Here is a 17,033-nt window from a genome sequence, read left to right on the forward strand (position 1 = left end):
AAGGCCCTGCCCTGGCACGCAAGCACGACGCCGTGACCCGGTGGTGGCGACGCGTCAGCCTGCGGGCGAAGGTCACCGGCGTGACGGTGTTCGTCCTCGCCGTCGGACTCCTCATCACGGGCGTCGTGACCGTGCCCATCCTCCAGCAGAACCTGCTCGGCAGCGTCCGCAGCACGGTCCAGGAGTACGCCGACTCGAACGTCGCCGAGCGGCTCCTCACCCCGCTCACGACGGCGTCGGGCGAGCTCATGTTCGTGCCGGCCGACAACGAGCCGCGCACCGAGTACTTCGTCGCGATGTACAACCGCGAGGGCGAGCTCATCGCGACCGCGGGCGGCTCGGAGGAGGCCGCAGAGCCCGCGTTCCCGCGCCGCCTGCCCCTCGACGAGGCGTACATCCGGCGCGGCAGCATCGTCCCCCTCGACGCGGAGACCGGGCGCGGACCCGGGTTCTACGCCGCGACGACCGTGAACACGCTCCAGTCGGAGAGCTACGACCTCCCGTACGCCACGGTCGTCGCGCTCCCCCTCGCCGACGTCGACAGCTTCGTCCGCACGTACATCGCCGTCTTCACGCTCGTCGCGTTCGCGACGGTCATCGCGGCGGCGTTCCTCACCCGCGGCCTCGTGACGCTGACGTTCCGCCGCTTCGGCCAGGTCGAGGCGACCGCCATGGAGATCGCGGCGGGCGACTTCAGCCAGCGGATGACCGACATCGAGCCCAGCACCGAGATCGGCCGCCTCAAGATCGCGATCAACACGATGCTCGACCGCATCGACGGGGCGATCGACGAGCGCGACGCCACGGTGCGGCAGATGCGCCGCTTCATCGGCGACGCGAGCCACGAGCTGCGCACGCCGCTCGTGAGCGTGCGCGGCTACGCCGAGCTGTACCGGATGGGCGCGCTGCAGGGCGAGGAGGCGACAGCCAAGGCGATGGAGCGCATCGAGGCCGAGGCCAAGCGGATGGGCGTCCTCGTCGAGGACCTGCTCGCCCTCACCCGGCTCGACGACCGCCGCGAGCTCGACATCCGCCCGGTCGACCTCCGCCCGATCGCGCACGATGCCGCGCTCGACGTCCGCGCGGCCGAGCCGGGCCGCGACGTCACGGTCGTCGACCACACCTTCGAGGCGATCACGGGGGCGGTGACGCTGCCCGAGCGCGCCGAGCTCGAGGCCGCGACATCCGCTCCCGAGGACGGCCGCGCGGACGGGCCCGACGCGCCGCGGCGGCGCTGGGCGCCGGGAACCGCCGCGATCGCCCGCGCGTCGGCGGCGCTGCGTCGCCGACGCCCCGCCCAGACCGGCGAGCAGCCGCTCGTCGCGCAGCTCGACATCCCCGTGCAGCCGCCCGCGAAGCCCGTCGCGCTCCCTCCGATCGTCCGCGGCGAGGAGGACAAGATCCGCCAGGTGGTGTCGAACCTGCTCGGCAATGCGCGCCGCTACAGCCCCGCCGAATCCCCCATCGTCATCGAGGTGGGCGTGGACGCCGCGGCGCGCACCGGATGGATCGCGATCGTCGACCATGGCGAGGGCGTCCCCGAGTCGATCAGGGACAAGGTCTTCCAGCGGTTCTGGCGGGCCGACACCTCGCGCGCACGGGAGACGGGAGGCAGCGGCCTCGGCCTCTCGATCGTCGCCTCGATCGTCGACTCCCTCAGCGGAACCGTCCAGGTGACCGACACCCCCGGAGGCGGCGCGACGTTCCGCGTGGCCTTCCCGCTCGCCCGGGAGGGGTCGGATGCCGGGGCGACGCCGCGTGCACAGTCCGGCATCGCCGCGGTGTCGCCGGGCGACGCTGTGGACGACCCGGAGGGCGGCGCGCCCCGCTCCTAGCGTGAGGACCACGCCGATCTCCGGCGGTCACACGAGAAGGAGCACCCATGCCGATCTTCGCCGTCGACAGCGACGCCCTCGTCGCCCAGTCCGCCAACGTCCGTGCCACGGGCGACCGCATCCAGGCCGATTCCGACACCATGCTCGCGCAGCTGCTCGAGCTGCAGGCGGTGTGGCAGGGATCGGCCGCTGCGGGCTTCCAGAGCGTCATGGACCAGTGGCGGGCGGCACAGCTCGCCATCCAGGAGTCCCTCGCGTCGATCGGGCAGGCGCTCAGCGTCGCGGGGATGCAGTACGCCGAGGCGGAGCAGGCCAGCGCCGGCATGTTCCGCTGAGCCCGCGTCCCGGTACGCAGAAGGGCCCCTCCGCGAGGAGGGGCCCTTCGTGTCGTTCAGCGCGACGAGCGCGCGGCGCGGATCAGAAGTCCATGCCGCCGCTGGGGTCGGCAGGAGCGGCCGCGGCCTTCTCCGGCTTGTCCGCCACGACCGCCTCGGTCGTGAGGAACAGGCCGGCGATCGACGCGGCGTTCTGCAGAGCCGAGCGCGTGACCTTGGCGGGGTCGATGATGCCGGCCTCGAAGAGGTCGACGTACTCGCCCGTGGCCGCGTTGAGGCCCTGGCCGACCGGGAGCTCGGCGACGCGGTTCGCGACGACGCCCGGCTCGAGGCCCGCGTTGAGCGCGATCTGCTTGAGCGGAGCCTCGATGGCGATCTTCACGATGTTCGCGCCGGTCGCCTCGTCGCCCGTGAGCTCGAGACCGTCGAACGCGACCTGGCCCGCCTGGATGAGCGCGACGCCACCACCGGGGACGATGCCCTCCTCGACGGCCGCCTTCGCGTTGCGGACGGCGTCCTCGATGCGGTGCTTGCGCTCCTTGAGCTCGACCTCGGTGGCCGCGCCCGCCTTGATGACGGCGACGCCGCCGGCGAGCTTGGCGAGGCGCTCCTGCAGCTTCTCGCGGTCGTAGTCGCTGTCGGTGTTCTCGATCTCGCGGCGGATCTGGGTCACGCGACCCTCGATCTGCGCGGCGTCACCGGCACCCTCGACGATCGTCGTCTCGTCCTTGGTGATGATGACCTTGCGCGCACGGCCGAGGAGCTCGAGGTCGGTGTTCTCGAGCTTGAGGCCGACCTCCTCCGTGATGACCTGGCCGCCCGTGAGGATCGCGATGTCCTGCAGCTGCGCCTTGCGGCGGTCGCCGAAGCCGGGGGCCTTGACGGCGACCGACTTGAAGATGCCGCGGATCTTGTTGAGCACGAGCGTCGCGAGAGCCTCGCCCTCGACGTCCTCGGCGATGATGACGAGCTCCTTGCCCGCCTGGATCACCTTGTCGACGACGGGCAGAAGGTCCTTGATGTTCGAGATCTTCTGGTTCGCGATGAGGATGTACGGGTCCTCGAAGACGGCCTCCTGGCGCTCCGGGTCCGTCACGAAGTAGGGGTTGAGGTAGCCCTTGTCGAAGCGCATGCCCTCCGTCAGCTCGAGCTCGGTGCCGAAGGCCTGGGCCTCCTCGACCGTGACGACGCCCTCCTTGCCGACCTTGTCGATCGCCTCGGCGATGAGCTCGCCGATCGAGGTGTCCGCAGCCGAGATCGACGCCGTCGCGGCGATCTGCTCCTTCGACTCGATCTCCTTCGCGGTGGAGAGGAGCTGGTCGGTGACCGCCTTGACGGCCTTCTCGATGCCGCGCTTGAGGCTGATCGGGTCGGCGCCCGCGGCGACGTTGCGGAGGCCCTCGCGGACGAGCGCCTGGGCGAGGACGGTGGCCGTGGTCGTGCCGTCACCGGCGACGTCGTCGGTCTTCTTCGCGACCTCCTTGACGAGCTCGGCGCCGATCTTCTCGTACGGGTCGTCGAGCTCGATCTCCTTCGCGATGGAGACGCCGTCGTTCGTGATCGTGGGAGCGCCCCACTTCTTCTCGAGCACGACGTTGCGACCACGCGGGCCGAGCGTCACCTTGACGGCGTCGGCCAGCGTGTTGAGGCCGCGCTCGAGGCCGCGACGGGCCTCTTCGTCGAAAGCGATGATCTTTGCCATGTGTTTGTCGTCCCTCCCGGACGTAGGCGTATGGGTTTAGCACTCTCTTGACGGGAGTGCTAAACGCCATTTTGGCACTCGACCCCATCGAGTGCAAGCCGGGAGGCGTCACCCGCCGACACACGCGCAGCCGCCCCGCGACCGGGGTCGCGGGGCGGCTGCGGAGAAGGCGGGAGCGCTCAGACGGGACGGACCGCCTCGGCCTGGGGGCCCTTCTGCCCGGTGCCCACCGTGAACTCGACGGCCTGGCCCTCCTCGAGCACGCGGAAGCCGGTCATCTCGATGTTCGAATAGTGCACGAAGACGTCCTGGCCGCCGTCGGCGACGGTGATGAACCCGTAGCCCTTCTCGGCGTTGAACCACTTCACGGTGCCCTGGGTCATGGCGATCACTCCTGTTGCGGGATGGAACTGGAGCGATCGTATCCGCGTGATTCCGCGGCAGAACGTCGATCAGGCGACGTTTGACACGGTCGTCTCGTGACGTTTACGCGCCGGAAACACGGTCGAGTCCGACGACCACCGTGAGCTGTCGGCCGTCGCCGCTCTGGTACGCGTCGCTCTGCACCACCTCGGTCGCGCCGATGGCCTCCGCGACGCCGCGCGCCGCCGGCTCATCCTCGGGGCTCGCGTAGAAGACGGTCGTCTTCTCGAAGTCCGTCTCGTCCGAATCGGTGGGGGTCACGGCCCCCTCGGGGAAGCCAGCGTCGACGAGCTGCTCCGCGACCTCGTCGTCGAGCCCCTCTGTCGCCGTGCCGTTGAGGACGAGCACCGAGTACGACGTGTCGACGACGGGCGCCGTCGTCGCCGCCGGCGCCGGCGTGTTCTCGGGCGCCGGGAGCGCGCCCTGCTGCGAGAGGACGAGGAAGCCGAGGATCCCCGCGATCACGAGCACGATCGTCGCGACGATCGCCCACAGCAGCACGGCGGGTCCGCTCATGCCCGGGTTCTCCGCGCGGTGGGCGCCGACGCGCCCGGTCTCGCGCGGGATGTCGTCGAAGCGGTCCCGGGGGTAGGTGCTCGGCATCCCTCGATGCTATCCGCGGACGTCGTGGATCAGCTGGTGACGCGGAGGTGCGCCGCCTCGCGCTCGTCGCGCAGTCGGCGGAGGCGCTTGACGAGGAGCGGATCCGCGGCGAGCGCGGCCTCGGTGTCGATCAGCCGCCCGAGCAGCTGGTAGTACCGCGCCGGGGTCATCGCGAGCTCTGCGCGGATCGCCTCCTCCTTGGCGCCGCCGTGGGCGCCCCACGCCGCCTCGAAGGCGAGGATGGCGCGCTCGCGTTCCGACAGGGAGGTGGACATGCTCCGAGCGTATGGCGCGCGGCACCGCTCGGCCGTCAGGCGCGCCAGCGGACGCATGCCCCGAGCGGATCCGCCGCGGCGAGCACGCGGCCGTCGAGAGCGAGCGCGAAGCCACCGGGCCATTCCGCCTCGTCGACCGGCTCGGTCCATCCGCTGTGGAGCCCCGGCGCGTCGAGCGTGATCCAGCGAGCCCCGAGTGCCCGGATGGCGTCGATGAGCGCCTCCCGGCGGGCACGCGGGAGGTACGGGAGCACGCCCGGCGTCGACACGACGAGCGTCGCCTCCGATGGCGCGTCCGCGGCGAGCGCGCGGAGGGCCTCGGGATCGCCGGCATCGCCTGCGATGAGAAGAGGCGGATCGGCCGCCGCGATGTCGAGCGCCCGCGCGATCCGCTCGCGCCGCCCCTCCTCGCCCGGCCACACGAGCATCTCGAGCCAGGCGCGGTCGCGCGGGTCGCGCGGATCGCGCGGCTGCAGATCGACGCCCGCGCGCCAGACGACCTCCGGCAGCCGCAGCTCCGGCAGCGGGCCATCCCAGGTCGAGGTCAGTACGACCCCGGACTCCCCGTCGACGGGGTCGAGACGCACCTGTCGGCCGGTCGCCGCATACCGGTACGAGTAGCGGTCGGGGTAGAGGCACAGGCCACCCGATGCACCGAGCTCGAGGAGGGCGATCGGACCGGCGACGAGCGAGAGCGCGGGCAGGAGCGCCGCGCAGCGCAGCGGCTCGTTCGTCTGCAGGCCGCGGACGCCGCACTCGGCGACGATGTCGTCGGCCCGCGCGCGCACGAAGCGCGCCCAGTCGGCGGCGTCGGCGTCGTCCGCCGCGCCGAGCAGGCGCGTCACGGCGAACACGAGCGGCGGCTGGCGGTGCGCCGCCGGGATGCGGGCGAGCACGGCGGCCACCGTCCCGTCCTCGGCGACCCTCGCCGCCCAGTCGCCGTAGACGCGAGACCGTCCCGGCGCCTCCTCCGCGGCGAACCGGGCGAAGCGTTCGGCGACCTGCGCGACCTCGTCCATCCCCGCCATTCTGCCTTCTCCCGGCGCCCCTCCTCCGGCCCCTGCCTTCCTGCGCGGCGGTAGAATCGGGGCATGTCGTACAGGGTCGAGAAGTCCGAGGCGGAGTGGCGTGCAGAGCTGACGCCTGAGCAGTACGCGGTGCTGCGCGAAGCCGGAACCGAGCGGCCGTGGACCGGCGAGCTGCTCGACGAGGAGCGCGCGGGCCTGTACACGTGCGCCGCATGCGGCGCCGAGCTCTTCCAGAGCGGCACGAAGTTCGACTCGCACTGCGGATGGCCGAGCTTCTACGAGTCGGTGCGCCCCGAGGCCGTCGAGCTGCTCGAGGACACGAGCCACGGCATGGTGCGGACCGAGGTCCGCTGCGCGAACTGCGGCTCGCACCTCGGACATGTCTTCCCGGACGGATTCGGCACGCCCACCGGCGACCGCTACTGCATGAACTCGCTCTCGCTGAACTTCACGCCCGAGGCGTGAGCGCTCCGCGCATGGGCTCCGCACTCGAGGCCGCCCGCGCGCGGCGCTCATCGTCCAAGGTCACCGACGAGGCTCCCACGCGCGAGGAGCTGCTGCCGCTCGTGGCGGCGGCCGGTCGCGTCGCCGACCACTCGAACCTCACCCCGTGGCGGCTCATCGAGCTGCGCGGCGACGACCGTCTGCGGCTCGGCCGCGCGATCGGCGAGGCGACAGGCGACGGACCTTCGACGAAGCCGCTGCGCGCTCCCCTGCTCATCGCGATCGTGTCGAGCCCCCGCCCGTCCGAGAAGGTGCCGGAGTGGGAGCAGGAGGCCGTCGCGTCGGGCGTGGCCCACCTGCTGAGCCTGCTCCTCGACGAGGCCGGCTGGGGTGTGATGTGGCGCACGGGCGCCTTCGTGCGCTCCCCCGCGGTCGCGAAGGCGCACGGCCTCACCCGCCGCGAGAAGCTCCTCGGATGGCTGTACGTCGGCGGGCGCCCTCCGCGCGACCGCGAGGGGTTCCGGCCCGGTGTCGACCCGGACCGGATCCTCGGCAGGATGCCGGGCGGCGAGCGCCCCTAGGTCACCAGCCCGCGGGCCGGGTGTCCTTGCCGTCGAGCCACAGCCGGTCCGACGCGTCGCTGTGGGCGGTCCCGCTGCCGACGTGCTTGGCGTCGATGCGGTCGCCCTTGGTGATGACGTGCACGAGCGCCATCGCGTGGCCGCGGCCGAGGCCGTAGTCGGCGGCGAGCCACTCGATGATCGGGCCCGCCTTGGTCCCGGGGCCGAAGCCGCGCTCGGCGGCGAGGTCGATGAAGGCGCGCGGCGTGACGCCGGTCTTCGTCTCGATGTTGTCGAGGTACGCCTGGAAGGACATCAGAGGAACTCCTGGATCATCGTGTCGGATGCGTGGATGCAGAGGATGCGCAGAGGCCCATCGCCCGAGTTGACGAAGCCGTGCCACACACCGGCTCCGACGGTCGCGGTGTCGCCCGCGTGGGCGACGATCGTCTCCTCGCCCATCGTGATCGTGGCCTCGCCCGCGAGCACATGCCAGGTCTCCGAGTAGGGATGGCGGTGCAGCCCGGGCCCCTGACCCGGCTCGTTGTCGACATGGAAGAACGACACGGCCGCGCCGTGCTCCCGCCCCTCGAAGCGCAGCGTCCTGCTGCCCGACATGCGGATCCCATCCGCCGTCACGATGCCCATGAGCGGCTCCTCTCTCTCACGACGCGACTCTCGCAGGCGCGGTTCCGCGAGGATAAGGTTTCGACGTGCATCGAAAGCTCGTCGAGTTCCGCCTGCGCCCGGACGACGTGTCGGCCATCCGATTCGGCATCTCGCCGGGGCACGAGCTCGTGCACGCGGTGCGATCCCTCGCCCGCCCCGCGGAGAACCCGCTCCAGTGGGGATGGCTGCGACAGGCCCGCGACGTCGTTCCGCGCCCTGCCTTCGAGCTGCTGCGGACCGTCGTCGGGGCTGACGGCTACGTCCCCGACTTCCTCACCTCGGAGCCCTCGTGGGATCTCGACCCTGCCGAGGAGGCGGCGCGCCGCCGCCGGGCTCCGCTGCCGGGGATGCAGGTCGACCTCCGCAAGCGCGTCGACCGCAGCACGTGCCGCGAGCGGACGACGCTCCTCCGGCTTCTCGACGACCCGCACCGCGCGCGAGCCGTCATCGCCGAGGCCGCCGACGCCGTGTGGGATGCCGTGCTCGCCCCATCCTGGTCGCAGCTGGAGCGCCTCGTGCGGGCGGACATCGTGGCCCGGACGCGGGTCGTCACGACGGCCGGCATCGGCGCGATGGCGACAGCGCTTCACCCGGCCGTGGACTGGTCGGCCGACTCCGTGCGCGTCGAGCTCACGCGCCACGAGGAGACCGTCGACTGCACGGGGCGCGGCCTCGTGCTCGTGCCGTCGGTGTTCGCGCGGCGGTGCTCGGTGATCACCGAGCCGCCGGCGCAGCCGACGCTGTTCTACCCCGCGCTCGGCGTCGCCGAGGACTGGCATCGCGAAGGGGGCGCGCACGCGGCCGCACTCGGCCGGCTTCTCGGCGAGGGGCGGCTCTCGGTGCTCCTGGCACTGCGGGAGCCGCTCTCGACGAGTGCCGTCGCCACGGCGACCGGGCTCGCGATCGCGACGGCATCGCATCACCTCAGCGCGCTGCGCGACGCGAGGCTCATCACGTCGCGGCGGTCCGGACAGCGCATGCTCCATGCGCGCACGCCGCTGGGCGAGGCCCTCCTCGCTGGCTGACCGGTCAGCGGCGCCCGGCGCGCACGGTCGCGACGACGACGCCGCCCGCGGCGAGCGCCACCGTGAGCGCGCGCTGCCACAAGGCGGGCGGCGCGGCGGGCGGCCAGACGACGTCGAGGACGACGGATGCGCCGAGCATGCCGAGCACCGATCCGAGCGTCATGAGCAGCACTCCCGTGCGCGGAGTGAGCGCGGCCGAGATGAAGATGTACGCGACGCCGAGCGCTCCGCCGAGGTAGAGCCACGGCTCGCGCGGCGCGGACGCGGGCGCACCCGCCGTCGCGAGGTGCCAGACGGCGGCGACGGCGAGCACGGCCGTCCCGCCGATGAAGTTGACGAGCGTCGCCGCGAACGCGGAGCCGACGGCCTGGCGCAGCCGCCCGTTCGTCGCCGTCTGCCACGCGACGCCGGCCCCGACGAGGAACGGCAGGACGAGCATCCACAGCGGGGCCCGCGCCACGGCGTCTCCGGTCAGCGACACGACGACCGCCGAGAGCACGAGGGCGGCTCCCGCGACCCGCGGCAGCGTCACGGCGCTCACGCCCGCGGGGCTGTAGCCGATGCGGTCGAGCACGAGTCCGTGCACGGTCTGGCCTGCGACCATGCCGACCGAGAACATGGCCACGCCGATGACGGCGACCGTGAAGCTCTGCGTCGCGACGCTGAACGCCCCCGCCGCGCCGCCCACGAGCATCCACCAGGGCACACGGCGCTCGCGCAGGGCCGGTCGGAGCGCGCGGACGCCAGCGCGGCCGCTCGGGAGGAGCGGCGCGAGCACGAGCAGGATGACGAGGCCCGACCCGAACGAGATGAGGGCCGCCACGAGTGCGGCGTCGAGCGCGACGCCGAGCTGCCCGTTGACGCGCGCCTGGATGGCCGTGAGGGCGCCCACGAGGACGGCGCCGCCGACGCCGATCGCGATCGCGAGCCGGTGCTTCGGCGCTCCGCGGTCCATCGCGCCTCCCCCTGCTCGTGCGACCTCGGCCATCCTACGGCGGCACCGGGCCGCAACCGCGCGCAGTGCCTCGTCACGTCGGTGCCTCGTCACGTCGCGGCACAGCGCGTCACGGGAATCGGATCCGTGGTGCGCATGTGCACGCCTGTGGCCGACACGCGCACACCGGCCCCGCGCATCCGAATCCCGGCACAGCTCGGGAGCGGCAGCCGCCGGCGGCGCGCGGTCAGGCGATCGCGCGCCGTGAGAGTCGGCGCGGGCGAGGCGTGCGGGGAGGGTGCGCGGCCTTGAGGATGGGCTTCACGTCGCGGGCGCGCTCCTCGAGCGCCGCGAGGGCGGTCGCGAGCGAGGCGAACTCGCCGATCGCGACGCCATGGCGGTCGTGCGCGAGGTGGCGCCGGCCGTCGACCGTGACGAAGCCCGCGAACTCGCCGGCATGCGTCGCGACGAAGACGTCATCTGCCGCCTGCTTCCAGGCAAGCGGCTCGTCGGTATGGTGAGGGTCGTCGAGGTGGGTGATGGTCATGTCGTGCTCTTCTCGTCTGAGTGCGGGCGGCCGCGTGGGCATGCCCGCGATGCGGCGGCTCCGGGCGATCGCCGCTCGCATCTGTGCGAGGGGATCCGTGGATGGCCCTGAGCCGGTGAGCTGCGGCGATCGGCCGTGAGAGGCGGCGGACATCGCACTGCAAGCTCCGTCCAGTCTACCTGCAGCGGGCGGAGAAGGCCATCCGCGTGTCGCCGCGCCCGGCGATGTCGGCGCGCGCACATAGCCTGAACGTCGTCCCGACGTCGTGACGCGCCACGCCCTTCGACCTCCAAGGAGACCCCCGACATGATGGGGACCTCGCACGCCGCCAGCGGCGCCGCCGCCTGGATCGCGCTCACCGCCACGACGCTTCCCGCCCTGGGTGCGCACGAGCTCGCACCCGCCGCGGTGCTGCTCGGCGCGCCCATCGCGGCGGGCGCCGCCCTCCTGCCCGACGCGGATCATCACAGCGCGACGATCGCCCACTCCGTGCCCATCGCCGGGCGACTCGCGGCAGGTGTCGTCGGCGCCGTGTCGGGCGGGCACCGGAAGGGCATGCACTCGCTGCTCGCCGTGCTCGGCGTCATCGTCGGCATGCGCTTCCTCGGGGAGGTCGTCTGGCACCCGGACGGCTCCGCCGAGCCCTACCACCTGGGCGTCGCGATCGCGGTCGCGGCGTGCACCGCCTTCGCGCTCAAGGTGCTGCGGATCGCGCGACGGTGGCCCCTCGCGTGGGCGGGCGGTGCGGCGCTCGGCGCGGCAGCCGGCTTCCTCGCCCCCGCGCAGACCTCCTGGCTCCCATGGTGCGTCGGGGTCGGATACCTCGCGCACCTCGCCGGCGACCTCCTCACGACCGGCGGCATCCCGCTGCTGTGGCCCATCCGCGTGCGCGCTCCTCGGTGGGCGCGGCGCACGCCGCTGCTCCGCCGGGTGTGGCTGCGCGGCGGCGGCATCGCGGTGCCGGTCCTGGGCGATACGGGATCCTGGCGCGAGCAGGCGCTCTTCGCCGCGCTCAGCTGCTACGCCCTGTGGGGCGTCGCGGCCGAGGCGGCCGCTGTCCTCGCGGGAGGGATGTGAGGAAGTTTGTTGACATGTGTAACTAAGTCGCGGTAGGACTTCTGTGGGCACCGACGCCCACCTGAGGAGGTTCGCCGATGAACAGCACCCCCGCGCCCGCCTGGGCGCAGCCATCCCGTCTCGTCCGACCGCGAGGACGCGGCAGGCGCGCCGCGGTCGCCGTCGCGCTTGCGCTCGGCCTCGCGGCTCCGCTCGCCGTGACTCCGGTGGCGCACGCCGCCCCCATCGCGGCCGAGGTCGACCTGGTCGACCCGGACGCGACACCCGAGACGCGCTCGCTCTTCGCGTACCTGCGCGACATCGACGCAGAGGGCGTCCTGTTCGGGCACCAGGAGGACCTGTACTTCGGGGAGTCCTTCCCCGCGCAGGACGGCACGTCCTCCGACACCCTCACCGCGACGGGCGACCATCCGGCCGTCATCGGATTCGACACGCTCGAGACCGCGGGCATGCCGCTCGCCGAGCGCGAGGCGAAGGCGCAGCAGCTGGCGGCGAACATCCGCCAGGCGCACGACGTCGGGGCGATCAGCACTCTCACGATCCACATGGAGAACCTCGCGACCGGCGGCGACTTCTACGACACCTCGGGCGACGCGCTGCGCGCCGTCCTCCCCGGCGGAGCGCAGCACGATGCGCTCCGCGCGTATCTCGATCGCATCGCCGCGACCGCGCATGCCGCCGTCGCCGCCGACGGCACGGCCATCCCGATCGTGTTCCGCCCGTGGCATGAGAACGCGGGCTCGTGGTTCTGGTGGGGCGCGGCGTTCGGCCTGCCCGGCGAGTACGCCGAGCTGTTCCGCTTCACGGTCGAGTACCTGCGCGACGTGAAGGACGTGCACAACCTCCTGTACGCGTTCTCGCCCGGGGGCGGGTTCGGCGGCGACGAGGACCTGTACCTGCGCACGTACCCCGGCGACGACTTCGTGGACGTGCTCGGCTACGACGTCTACGACAGCTCGGGCGCCGCGCAGAGCTTCCTGGACGGGCTCGTCGCCGACCTCGGCATGATGGGCCGGCTCGCGCAGGCGCGCGGGAAGATCAGCGCACTGACGGAGTTCGGCATCTCGGGCGGCGTGCGCCCCGACGGCGAGAACGCGAACGTGACGTGGTTCACGGATGTGCTCGACGCGATCATGTCGGATCCCGACGCGGCGCGGACCGCCTACATGATGACGTGGGCGAACTACGGCGGCGACTCGACGCCCTACTTCCCGGTCGAGGGCGAGATGCTGCCGGACTTCCAGGCTTACCACGACGACCCGCGCACGTTCTTCGCCGACGATCTCGCGGGCGTCTACGACGCCGAGACCGTGTCCGTCGCCTCGGCCGCTGCGCACCTCGCGTCTCCCGCCGACGGCGCGCGCGTGGAGGCCGGGCCCGTCGAGCTGCGCGCATCGGTGACGGGTCACGCGGCCGATCGCGTGACGGTCACGACCGATGCGGGGGACGTGATCGAGCTCGCGGCCCCGGCTGACGGGGGGATGTGGTGGACTGGGGCGTGGGAGGTCGACCCCGAGCAGCTCGACAACACGTCGCACGGGCTGACCCTGCGCGTGTTCGCGGGCGGCGCCGAAGTGGAGACCACGGCGTCGACCGTCGTCCTCGGTCCCGAGCCGGTGCTGCCGCTCGGCGTCGTCGACGACTTCGAGTCCTACGACGCCGACGCCGCCCTGCAGAGCAGGTGGTTGCCCCAGAACGCGAACGTCCTCGAGCTCGCCCGCGCGGCCGAGGGCGACGCGGTCGGAGGCGGAGAGGCCGCGATGCGGCTGTCGTACTCCTTCGCGACGCAGTCGTACACGGGTGCGGGCAGGCCGGTCTCGGGCGACTGGTCGTCGTTCTGGGACTTCCAGGCGTGGATCGATCCCGACGCGTCCGGCAACCGGCTCGTCCTCCAGCTCGTCGCCGACGGCGTCGCCTTCGAGGCCTACCCCTCCCTCGCCGGCGACGACCCCTACCTCGCCACCATCCCCTTCGCCGACTGGCGCCCCGCTCCCTGGGACACCGCCAACGCCGACCGCCGCCTCACGCCCGAGGCCCTCGCCCACGTGTCGCAGTTCAGCGTGTTCGTCAACGCAGCCGACGCAGGCGCCGTCGACGGCTCCATCGTCGTCGACGAGCTCCGCGCGGTCGAGGGCACGCCCCCGCCGCCGGTCTACGTCGACGTCGAACGCGACGACCCCGACTACGCCGCGATCGCCTGGCTGCACGACGAGGTCGTCGATCTCGGCGACGCGAACGGCCGCTTCCACCCCGCGCGCCCCGTGACGCGTGCCGAGGCGACGCGCGCACTCGCGGCGTACCGGGAGGATGCCCCGGCGGTCGAGGGCACGGCGAAGGCGCCCGTCGAGCGCGCCGAGCTCGCCCACGCGCTGTGGGAGCTCGCGGGCGCGCCGACGCCCTCGGAGCCCGCGGACTTCGACGATGTGCCGCCCGCCCACCCGTCGGCCGAGGCGATCGCGTGGGTCACGCAGAACGGCATCGTCGAGCCCGCCGGCCACGACCGCTTCGGGATGCGCGGTCCCGTGACGCGGGCGGAGCTCGCCCGCGCCCTGCGGGCCTTCGACGCGGCCCCGGGCACGGAGCCGCCGACGCCCCTCTTCGACTTCGCGGACGGACCGCAGGGATGGGCCGCGAACGGGGCCATCGACGCCGCGGACGGACGCCTCACGGTCGACCTCGCGGAGAGCGGATGGATCTGGGCGACCGGCTCGTGGGACCTCTCCGGCCGCTCGACGCTCGTCATCGACGTCGCGGAGACGACCGGCACGTCGATCAGCCTCGCGCTGCAGGTCGGCCCCTCGTGGAGCTGGTGCGAACTGCCCGCCGGTGACCCTGTCTCCGACGGAGCGTCGGTCGCGATCGACCTCGGCGCGCTGTCATCCGAGTGCCGCGGTCAGCTCGGCGACGTCCGCGGCGTCAACCTGCGCCTCGACGCGGGGCAGCACGCGATCGACGCCATCCGCGTGCGCTGAACGCGGCTCGCGCCCGGGCCATCCGCTGATCGAGCGGATGGCCCGGGCGCGGCCGCGTGATGGTGCCGGCTGCCAGGTTCGAACTGACGACCCCCTGTTTACAAGACAGGTGCTCTACCAACTGAGCTAAGCCGGCGCGGGTCCCCGAGGGGACCTGGAAAGCATACCGTCGCGCGGCGACGGGATCCGCTACTCCGCGGGGGTCTCGGTCGGCTCGGGCTCCGCGGTCTCGCTCGGCGCGGGCTCGGGCTCCTCTGTCGCCTCGGGCTCCTCGGCGGGAGTCGGCGTCGGCGAGGCCGTCGAGTAGTAGGCCTCGCTCGAGACGGTGAGCACGAACTGCGCGAACTCGGCCGGGTCGTCGAGCTGACCCTGATACGGACGGCCGTTCACGAGGATCATCGGCGCGCCGGTCAGGCGCACGTCCTCGGTGTCGGGGAGCGGCTCCTCGAGGACGCGCTGGGTCGTCTCGCTCGCCCAGGTCACGAAGTCCTCGTTCTCGATGCACTCGCGCACGGCCTTCGTGTCGTCGACGCCGACGGCGGCCGCGAGCGCGGCGAGCTCCTTGTCGGTGTACCCCTCGCTGTCGACGGAGGGCTGCTCGACGAGCAGCTCGTGGTTGAAGGCGAGCGCCGACTCGGGCGCGTGAGTGCGCACGCAGGCGACCGCGCCCGCTGCGCGCAGGGAGTACTTCGAGCCGTTCGACTTGGCCGTGAGCAGGGCCACGGGGTGGTACGAGAGGTCAGCCGCACCCTGGGCGACCCACTCCGCGAGCTGGGACGAGTTCGTCTGCTCGAACTGCGCGGACCCCTCGGACAGGTAGTCGACGTACACGCGGATGCTGACGGCGGACGCCGAGCTCGCGCGCTCCGCCTCGGGCGCAGCGGGCTCGGTGGCCTCGAGCGAGCTCGTCACCATGGGCGACAGGTCGTCGGAGTCGGCGACGACGATGCCGTCGTCCTCGAGGTTCTCCGGTGTCAGGGTCGGGCGGTTGAGGGCGGGGACGACGACGCTCGTCACCGCGAACGCGATCGCGGCGACGCCCGCGACGATCACGAGGGTGATCCCGCCTCGACGCAGCATCTTCGCGCGCGTCTGCTTCGCCTTGACCTTCTGCGCCTTCTCCCGCACAGCATCGCGTCGCTCGCTGCCCGGGGGAACGATCGGGTTCTCGTTCGTCATCGCCTGCTCGCACTCCCCTTCGCCGCCACGGGTACCGGCGGTCGACCTCGAAGAGGCTAGAGCGTGTCACTGGGAAATGCCCCGGCAGACACGGCAGATCCGCCGTCTCCGCGCCCGCGCCATCCGCTCGTCAGCAAACGATTTCCCCACGCGCGCGGATTCGATGGCATACTGAGCCGAGACCCGACGAGGGGTCTACGGCGGTTCGCACCGTCGGTTCCATTCACTACGGATCGTCCGGCACGTACCTGCCGGTGAAGGAGAAGAACCATGGCCAGTGTCACTTTCGACGACGCCACCCGCCTCTACCCGGGCGGAACCCGTCCCGCGGTCGACAAGCTGAACCTGGAGATCGGCGACGGCGAGTTCCTCGTTCTCGTCGGCCCCTCGGGCTGCGGAAAGTCCACCTCGCTGCGCATGCTCGCGGGCCTCGAAGAGGTCAACGACGGCCGCATCCTCATCGGCGACCGCGACGTCACCGACGTGCCGCCGAAGGACCGCGACATCGCGATGGTGTTCCAGAACTACGCGCTCTACCCGCACATGACGGTCGCCGAGAACATGGGCTTCGCGCTCAAGATCGCCGGCGTCAGCAAGGATGAGCGCGCCAAGCGCGTCCTCGAGGCCGCCAAGCTCCTCGACCTCGAGCAGTACCTCAACCGCAAGCCGAAGGCCCTCTCGGGTGGTCAGCGTCAGCGTGTCGCGATGGGCCGCGCCATCGTCCGCGAGCCCCAGGTGTTCCTCATGGACGAGCCGCTGTCGAACCTCGACGCCAAGCTCCGCGTGCAGACCCGCACGCAGATCGCGTCGCTCCAGCGTCGCCTCGGCGTCACCACGGTCTACGTCACGCACGACCAGACCGAGGCGCTCACGATGGGCGACCGCATCGCGGTCCTCAAGGACGGCCTCCTCCAGCAGGTGGGCACGCCGCGCGACCTGTACGAGAAGCCGAACAACGTCTTCGTGGCCGGCTTCATCGGCTCGCCCGCGATGAACCTGTTCCCCGCGGAGATCGCCGAGGGCGGCATCCGCTTCGGCACGAAGGTCGTGGGCGTCGACGCGTCGGCGCTCAACAAGGCGCACGGCTCCAAGGTGACGGCGGGCGTCCGCCCCGAGGACTTCATCGTCGGCCCCGCCGGCAGCGAGGGCCTCGCGGTCAAGGTCGACCTCGTCGAGGAGCTCGGCGCCGACGGCTACCTGTACGGCCACGTCGAGGGCTCGGACGCGCAGATCGTCGCGCGCGTCGACGGCCGCCGCCACCCGATGGCGGGCGACACCGTCTCGCTCCTGCCGACGCCCGACCACATCCACGTCTTCGACGTGGAGACCGGCGAGCGCCTGCTCGACAAGGCGATCGTCTCGGCGTAACGCTGTCACCGCGCGACGGCGCGGGCGAACCTCCGGGTTCGTCCGCGCCGTCGCCGT

18 protein-coding genes and 1 tRNA gene are annotated in these 17,033 nt (G+C 72.3%); 8 read left to right on the forward strand and 11 right to left on the reverse strand.

Features of this window, described 5'->3' with window-relative positions; translation table 11 throughout:
- Positions 1-32 precede the first annotated feature (32 nt).
- Both M1D56_RS12490 and M1D56_RS12495 read left to right on the forward strand, forming a co-directional pair.
- Positions 33-1,835 carry a sensor histidine kinase gene (locus M1D56_RS12490; protein WP_271173563.1) on the forward strand — a complete coding sequence of 601 codons (1,803 nt, stop codon included), beginning with the start codon at positions 33-35 and terminating at the stop codon, positions 1,833-1,835.
- Between the two features lie 47 nt (positions 1,836-1,882).
- Positions 1,883-2,170 carry a WXG100 family type VII secretion target gene (locus tag M1D56_RS12495; protein WP_271173564.1) on the forward strand — a complete coding sequence of 96 codons (288 nt, stop codon included), beginning with the start codon at positions 1,883-1,885 and terminating at the stop codon, positions 2,168-2,170.
- 82 nt (positions 2,171-2,252) lie between these two features.
- On the opposite strand, the gene groL is transcribed toward M1D56_RS12495, so the two are convergent.
- The 5 genes from groL to M1D56_RS12520 form a co-directional block, all read right to left on the reverse strand.
- Positions 2,253-3,872 carry a chaperonin GroEL gene (groL, locus tag M1D56_RS12500; RefSeq protein WP_271173565.1) on the reverse strand — a complete coding sequence of 540 codons (1,620 nt, stop codon included), beginning with the start codon at positions 3,870-3,872 and terminating at the stop codon, positions 2,253-2,255.
- Between the two features lie 179 nt (positions 3,873-4,051).
- Entirely contained in the window at positions 4,052-4,255 is a 204-nt protein-coding gene (locus tag M1D56_RS12505) for a cold-shock protein (protein WP_271173566.1), read from the reverse strand.
- A gap of 103 nt (positions 4,256-4,358) precedes the next feature.
- A complete protein-coding gene (locus M1D56_RS12510) occupies positions 4,359-4,898 on the reverse strand; it encodes a LytR C-terminal domain-containing protein (protein ID WP_282979401.1) in 540 nt (179 codons plus the stop codon).
- A 29-nt stretch (positions 4,899-4,927) separates the two neighbouring features.
- Positions 4,928-5,173 carry a DUF3263 domain-containing protein gene (locus tag M1D56_RS12515; RefSeq protein ID WP_456283731.1) on the reverse strand — a complete coding sequence of 82 codons (246 nt, stop codon included), beginning with the start codon at positions 5,171-5,173 and terminating at the stop codon, positions 4,928-4,930.
- Between the two features lie 35 nt (positions 5,174-5,208).
- Positions 5,209-6,192, reverse strand: a complete 984-nt coding sequence (locus M1D56_RS12520; RefSeq protein ID WP_456283732.1) for a DUF2332 family protein — start codon at positions 6,190-6,192, stop codon at positions 5,209-5,211.
- Positions 6,193-6,264: 72 nt separating this feature from the next.
- On the opposite strand from M1D56_RS12520, the gene msrB reads away from it, so the two are divergent.
- Both msrB and M1D56_RS12530 read left to right on the forward strand, forming a co-directional pair.
- A complete protein-coding gene (msrB, locus tag M1D56_RS12525; RefSeq protein ID WP_271173570.1) occupies positions 6,265-6,666 on the forward strand; it encodes a peptide-methionine (R)-S-oxide reductase MsrB in 402 nt (133 codons plus the stop codon).
- 11 nt (positions 6,667-6,677) lie between these two features.
- Positions 6,678-7,226: a nitroreductase family protein gene (locus tag M1D56_RS12530; RefSeq protein ID WP_271173684.1), complete on the forward strand. Its 549-nt coding sequence runs from the start codon at positions 6,678-6,680 to the stop codon at positions 7,224-7,226.
- A gap of 1 nt (position 7,227) precedes the next feature.
- On the opposite strand, the gene M1D56_RS12535 is transcribed toward M1D56_RS12530, so the two are convergent.
- Positions 7,228-7,521, reverse strand: a complete 294-nt coding sequence (locus tag M1D56_RS12535) for a DUF4287 domain-containing protein (RefSeq protein WP_456283733.1) — start codon at positions 7,519-7,521, stop codon at positions 7,228-7,230.
- A complete protein-coding gene (locus M1D56_RS12540) occupies positions 7,521-7,853 on the reverse strand; it encodes a cupin domain-containing protein (RefSeq protein ID WP_456283734.1) in 333 nt (110 codons plus the stop codon). The genes M1D56_RS12535 and M1D56_RS12540 overlap by 1 nt, the downstream gene beginning before the upstream one ends.
- Positions 7,854-7,918: 65 nt before the next feature.
- Here M1D56_RS12540 and M1D56_RS12545 point away from each other — a divergent pair, with 65 nt between their 5' ends.
- Complete coding sequence (locus M1D56_RS12545; RefSeq protein ID WP_456283735.1) at positions 7,919-8,899, forward strand: DUF5937 family protein; 981 nt, start codon at positions 7,919-7,921, stop codon at positions 8,897-8,899.
- Positions 8,900-8,903: 4 nt separating this feature from the next.
- Here M1D56_RS12545 and M1D56_RS12550 read toward each other — a convergent pair whose 3' ends face one another.
- Entirely contained in the window at positions 8,904-9,854 is a 951-nt protein-coding gene (locus tag M1D56_RS12550; RefSeq protein WP_456283736.1) for a DMT family transporter, read from the reverse strand.
- Between the two features lie 226 nt (positions 9,855-10,080).
- Entirely contained in the window at positions 10,081-10,380 is a 300-nt protein-coding gene (locus M1D56_RS12555; RefSeq protein ID WP_271173575.1) for a hypothetical protein, read from the reverse strand.
- Positions 10,381-10,686: 306 nt separating this feature from the next.
- Between M1D56_RS12555 and M1D56_RS12560 the strand changes: the two genes are divergently transcribed.
- Both M1D56_RS12560 and M1D56_RS12565 read left to right on the forward strand, forming a co-directional pair.
- Positions 10,687-11,457, forward strand: a complete 771-nt coding sequence (locus M1D56_RS12560) for a metal-dependent hydrolase (protein ID WP_456283737.1) — start codon at positions 10,687-10,689, stop codon at positions 11,455-11,457.
- Between the two features lie 77 nt (positions 11,458-11,534).
- The gene (locus tag M1D56_RS12565; RefSeq protein WP_456283738.1) at positions 11,535-14,429 is read left to right on the forward strand and encodes a glycosyl hydrolase; all 2,895 of its coding nucleotides are present in this window, start codon (positions 11,535-11,537) and stop codon (positions 14,427-14,429) included.
- A 60-nt stretch (positions 14,430-14,489) separates the two neighbouring features.
- Here M1D56_RS12565 and M1D56_RS12570 read toward each other — a convergent pair.
- Positions 14,490-14,565 (reverse strand) — tRNA-Thr (locus M1D56_RS12570).
- Between the two features lie 53 nt (positions 14,566-14,618).
- Positions 14,619-15,608, reverse strand: coding sequence for a DsbA family protein (locus M1D56_RS12575; protein ID WP_271173578.1), 990 nt, complete (start codon positions 15,606-15,608; stop codon positions 14,619-14,621).
- A 270-nt stretch (positions 15,609-15,878) separates the two neighbouring features.
- Here M1D56_RS12575 and M1D56_RS12580 point away from each other — a divergent pair, with 270 nt between their 5' ends.
- Complete coding sequence (locus M1D56_RS12580; protein WP_271173579.1) at positions 15,879-16,976, forward strand: ABC transporter ATP-binding protein; 1,098 nt, start codon at positions 15,879-15,881, stop codon at positions 16,974-16,976.
- Positions 16,977-17,033 lie beyond the last annotated feature (57 nt).

Source organism: Microbacterium sp. JZ101 (assembly GCF_053903175.1).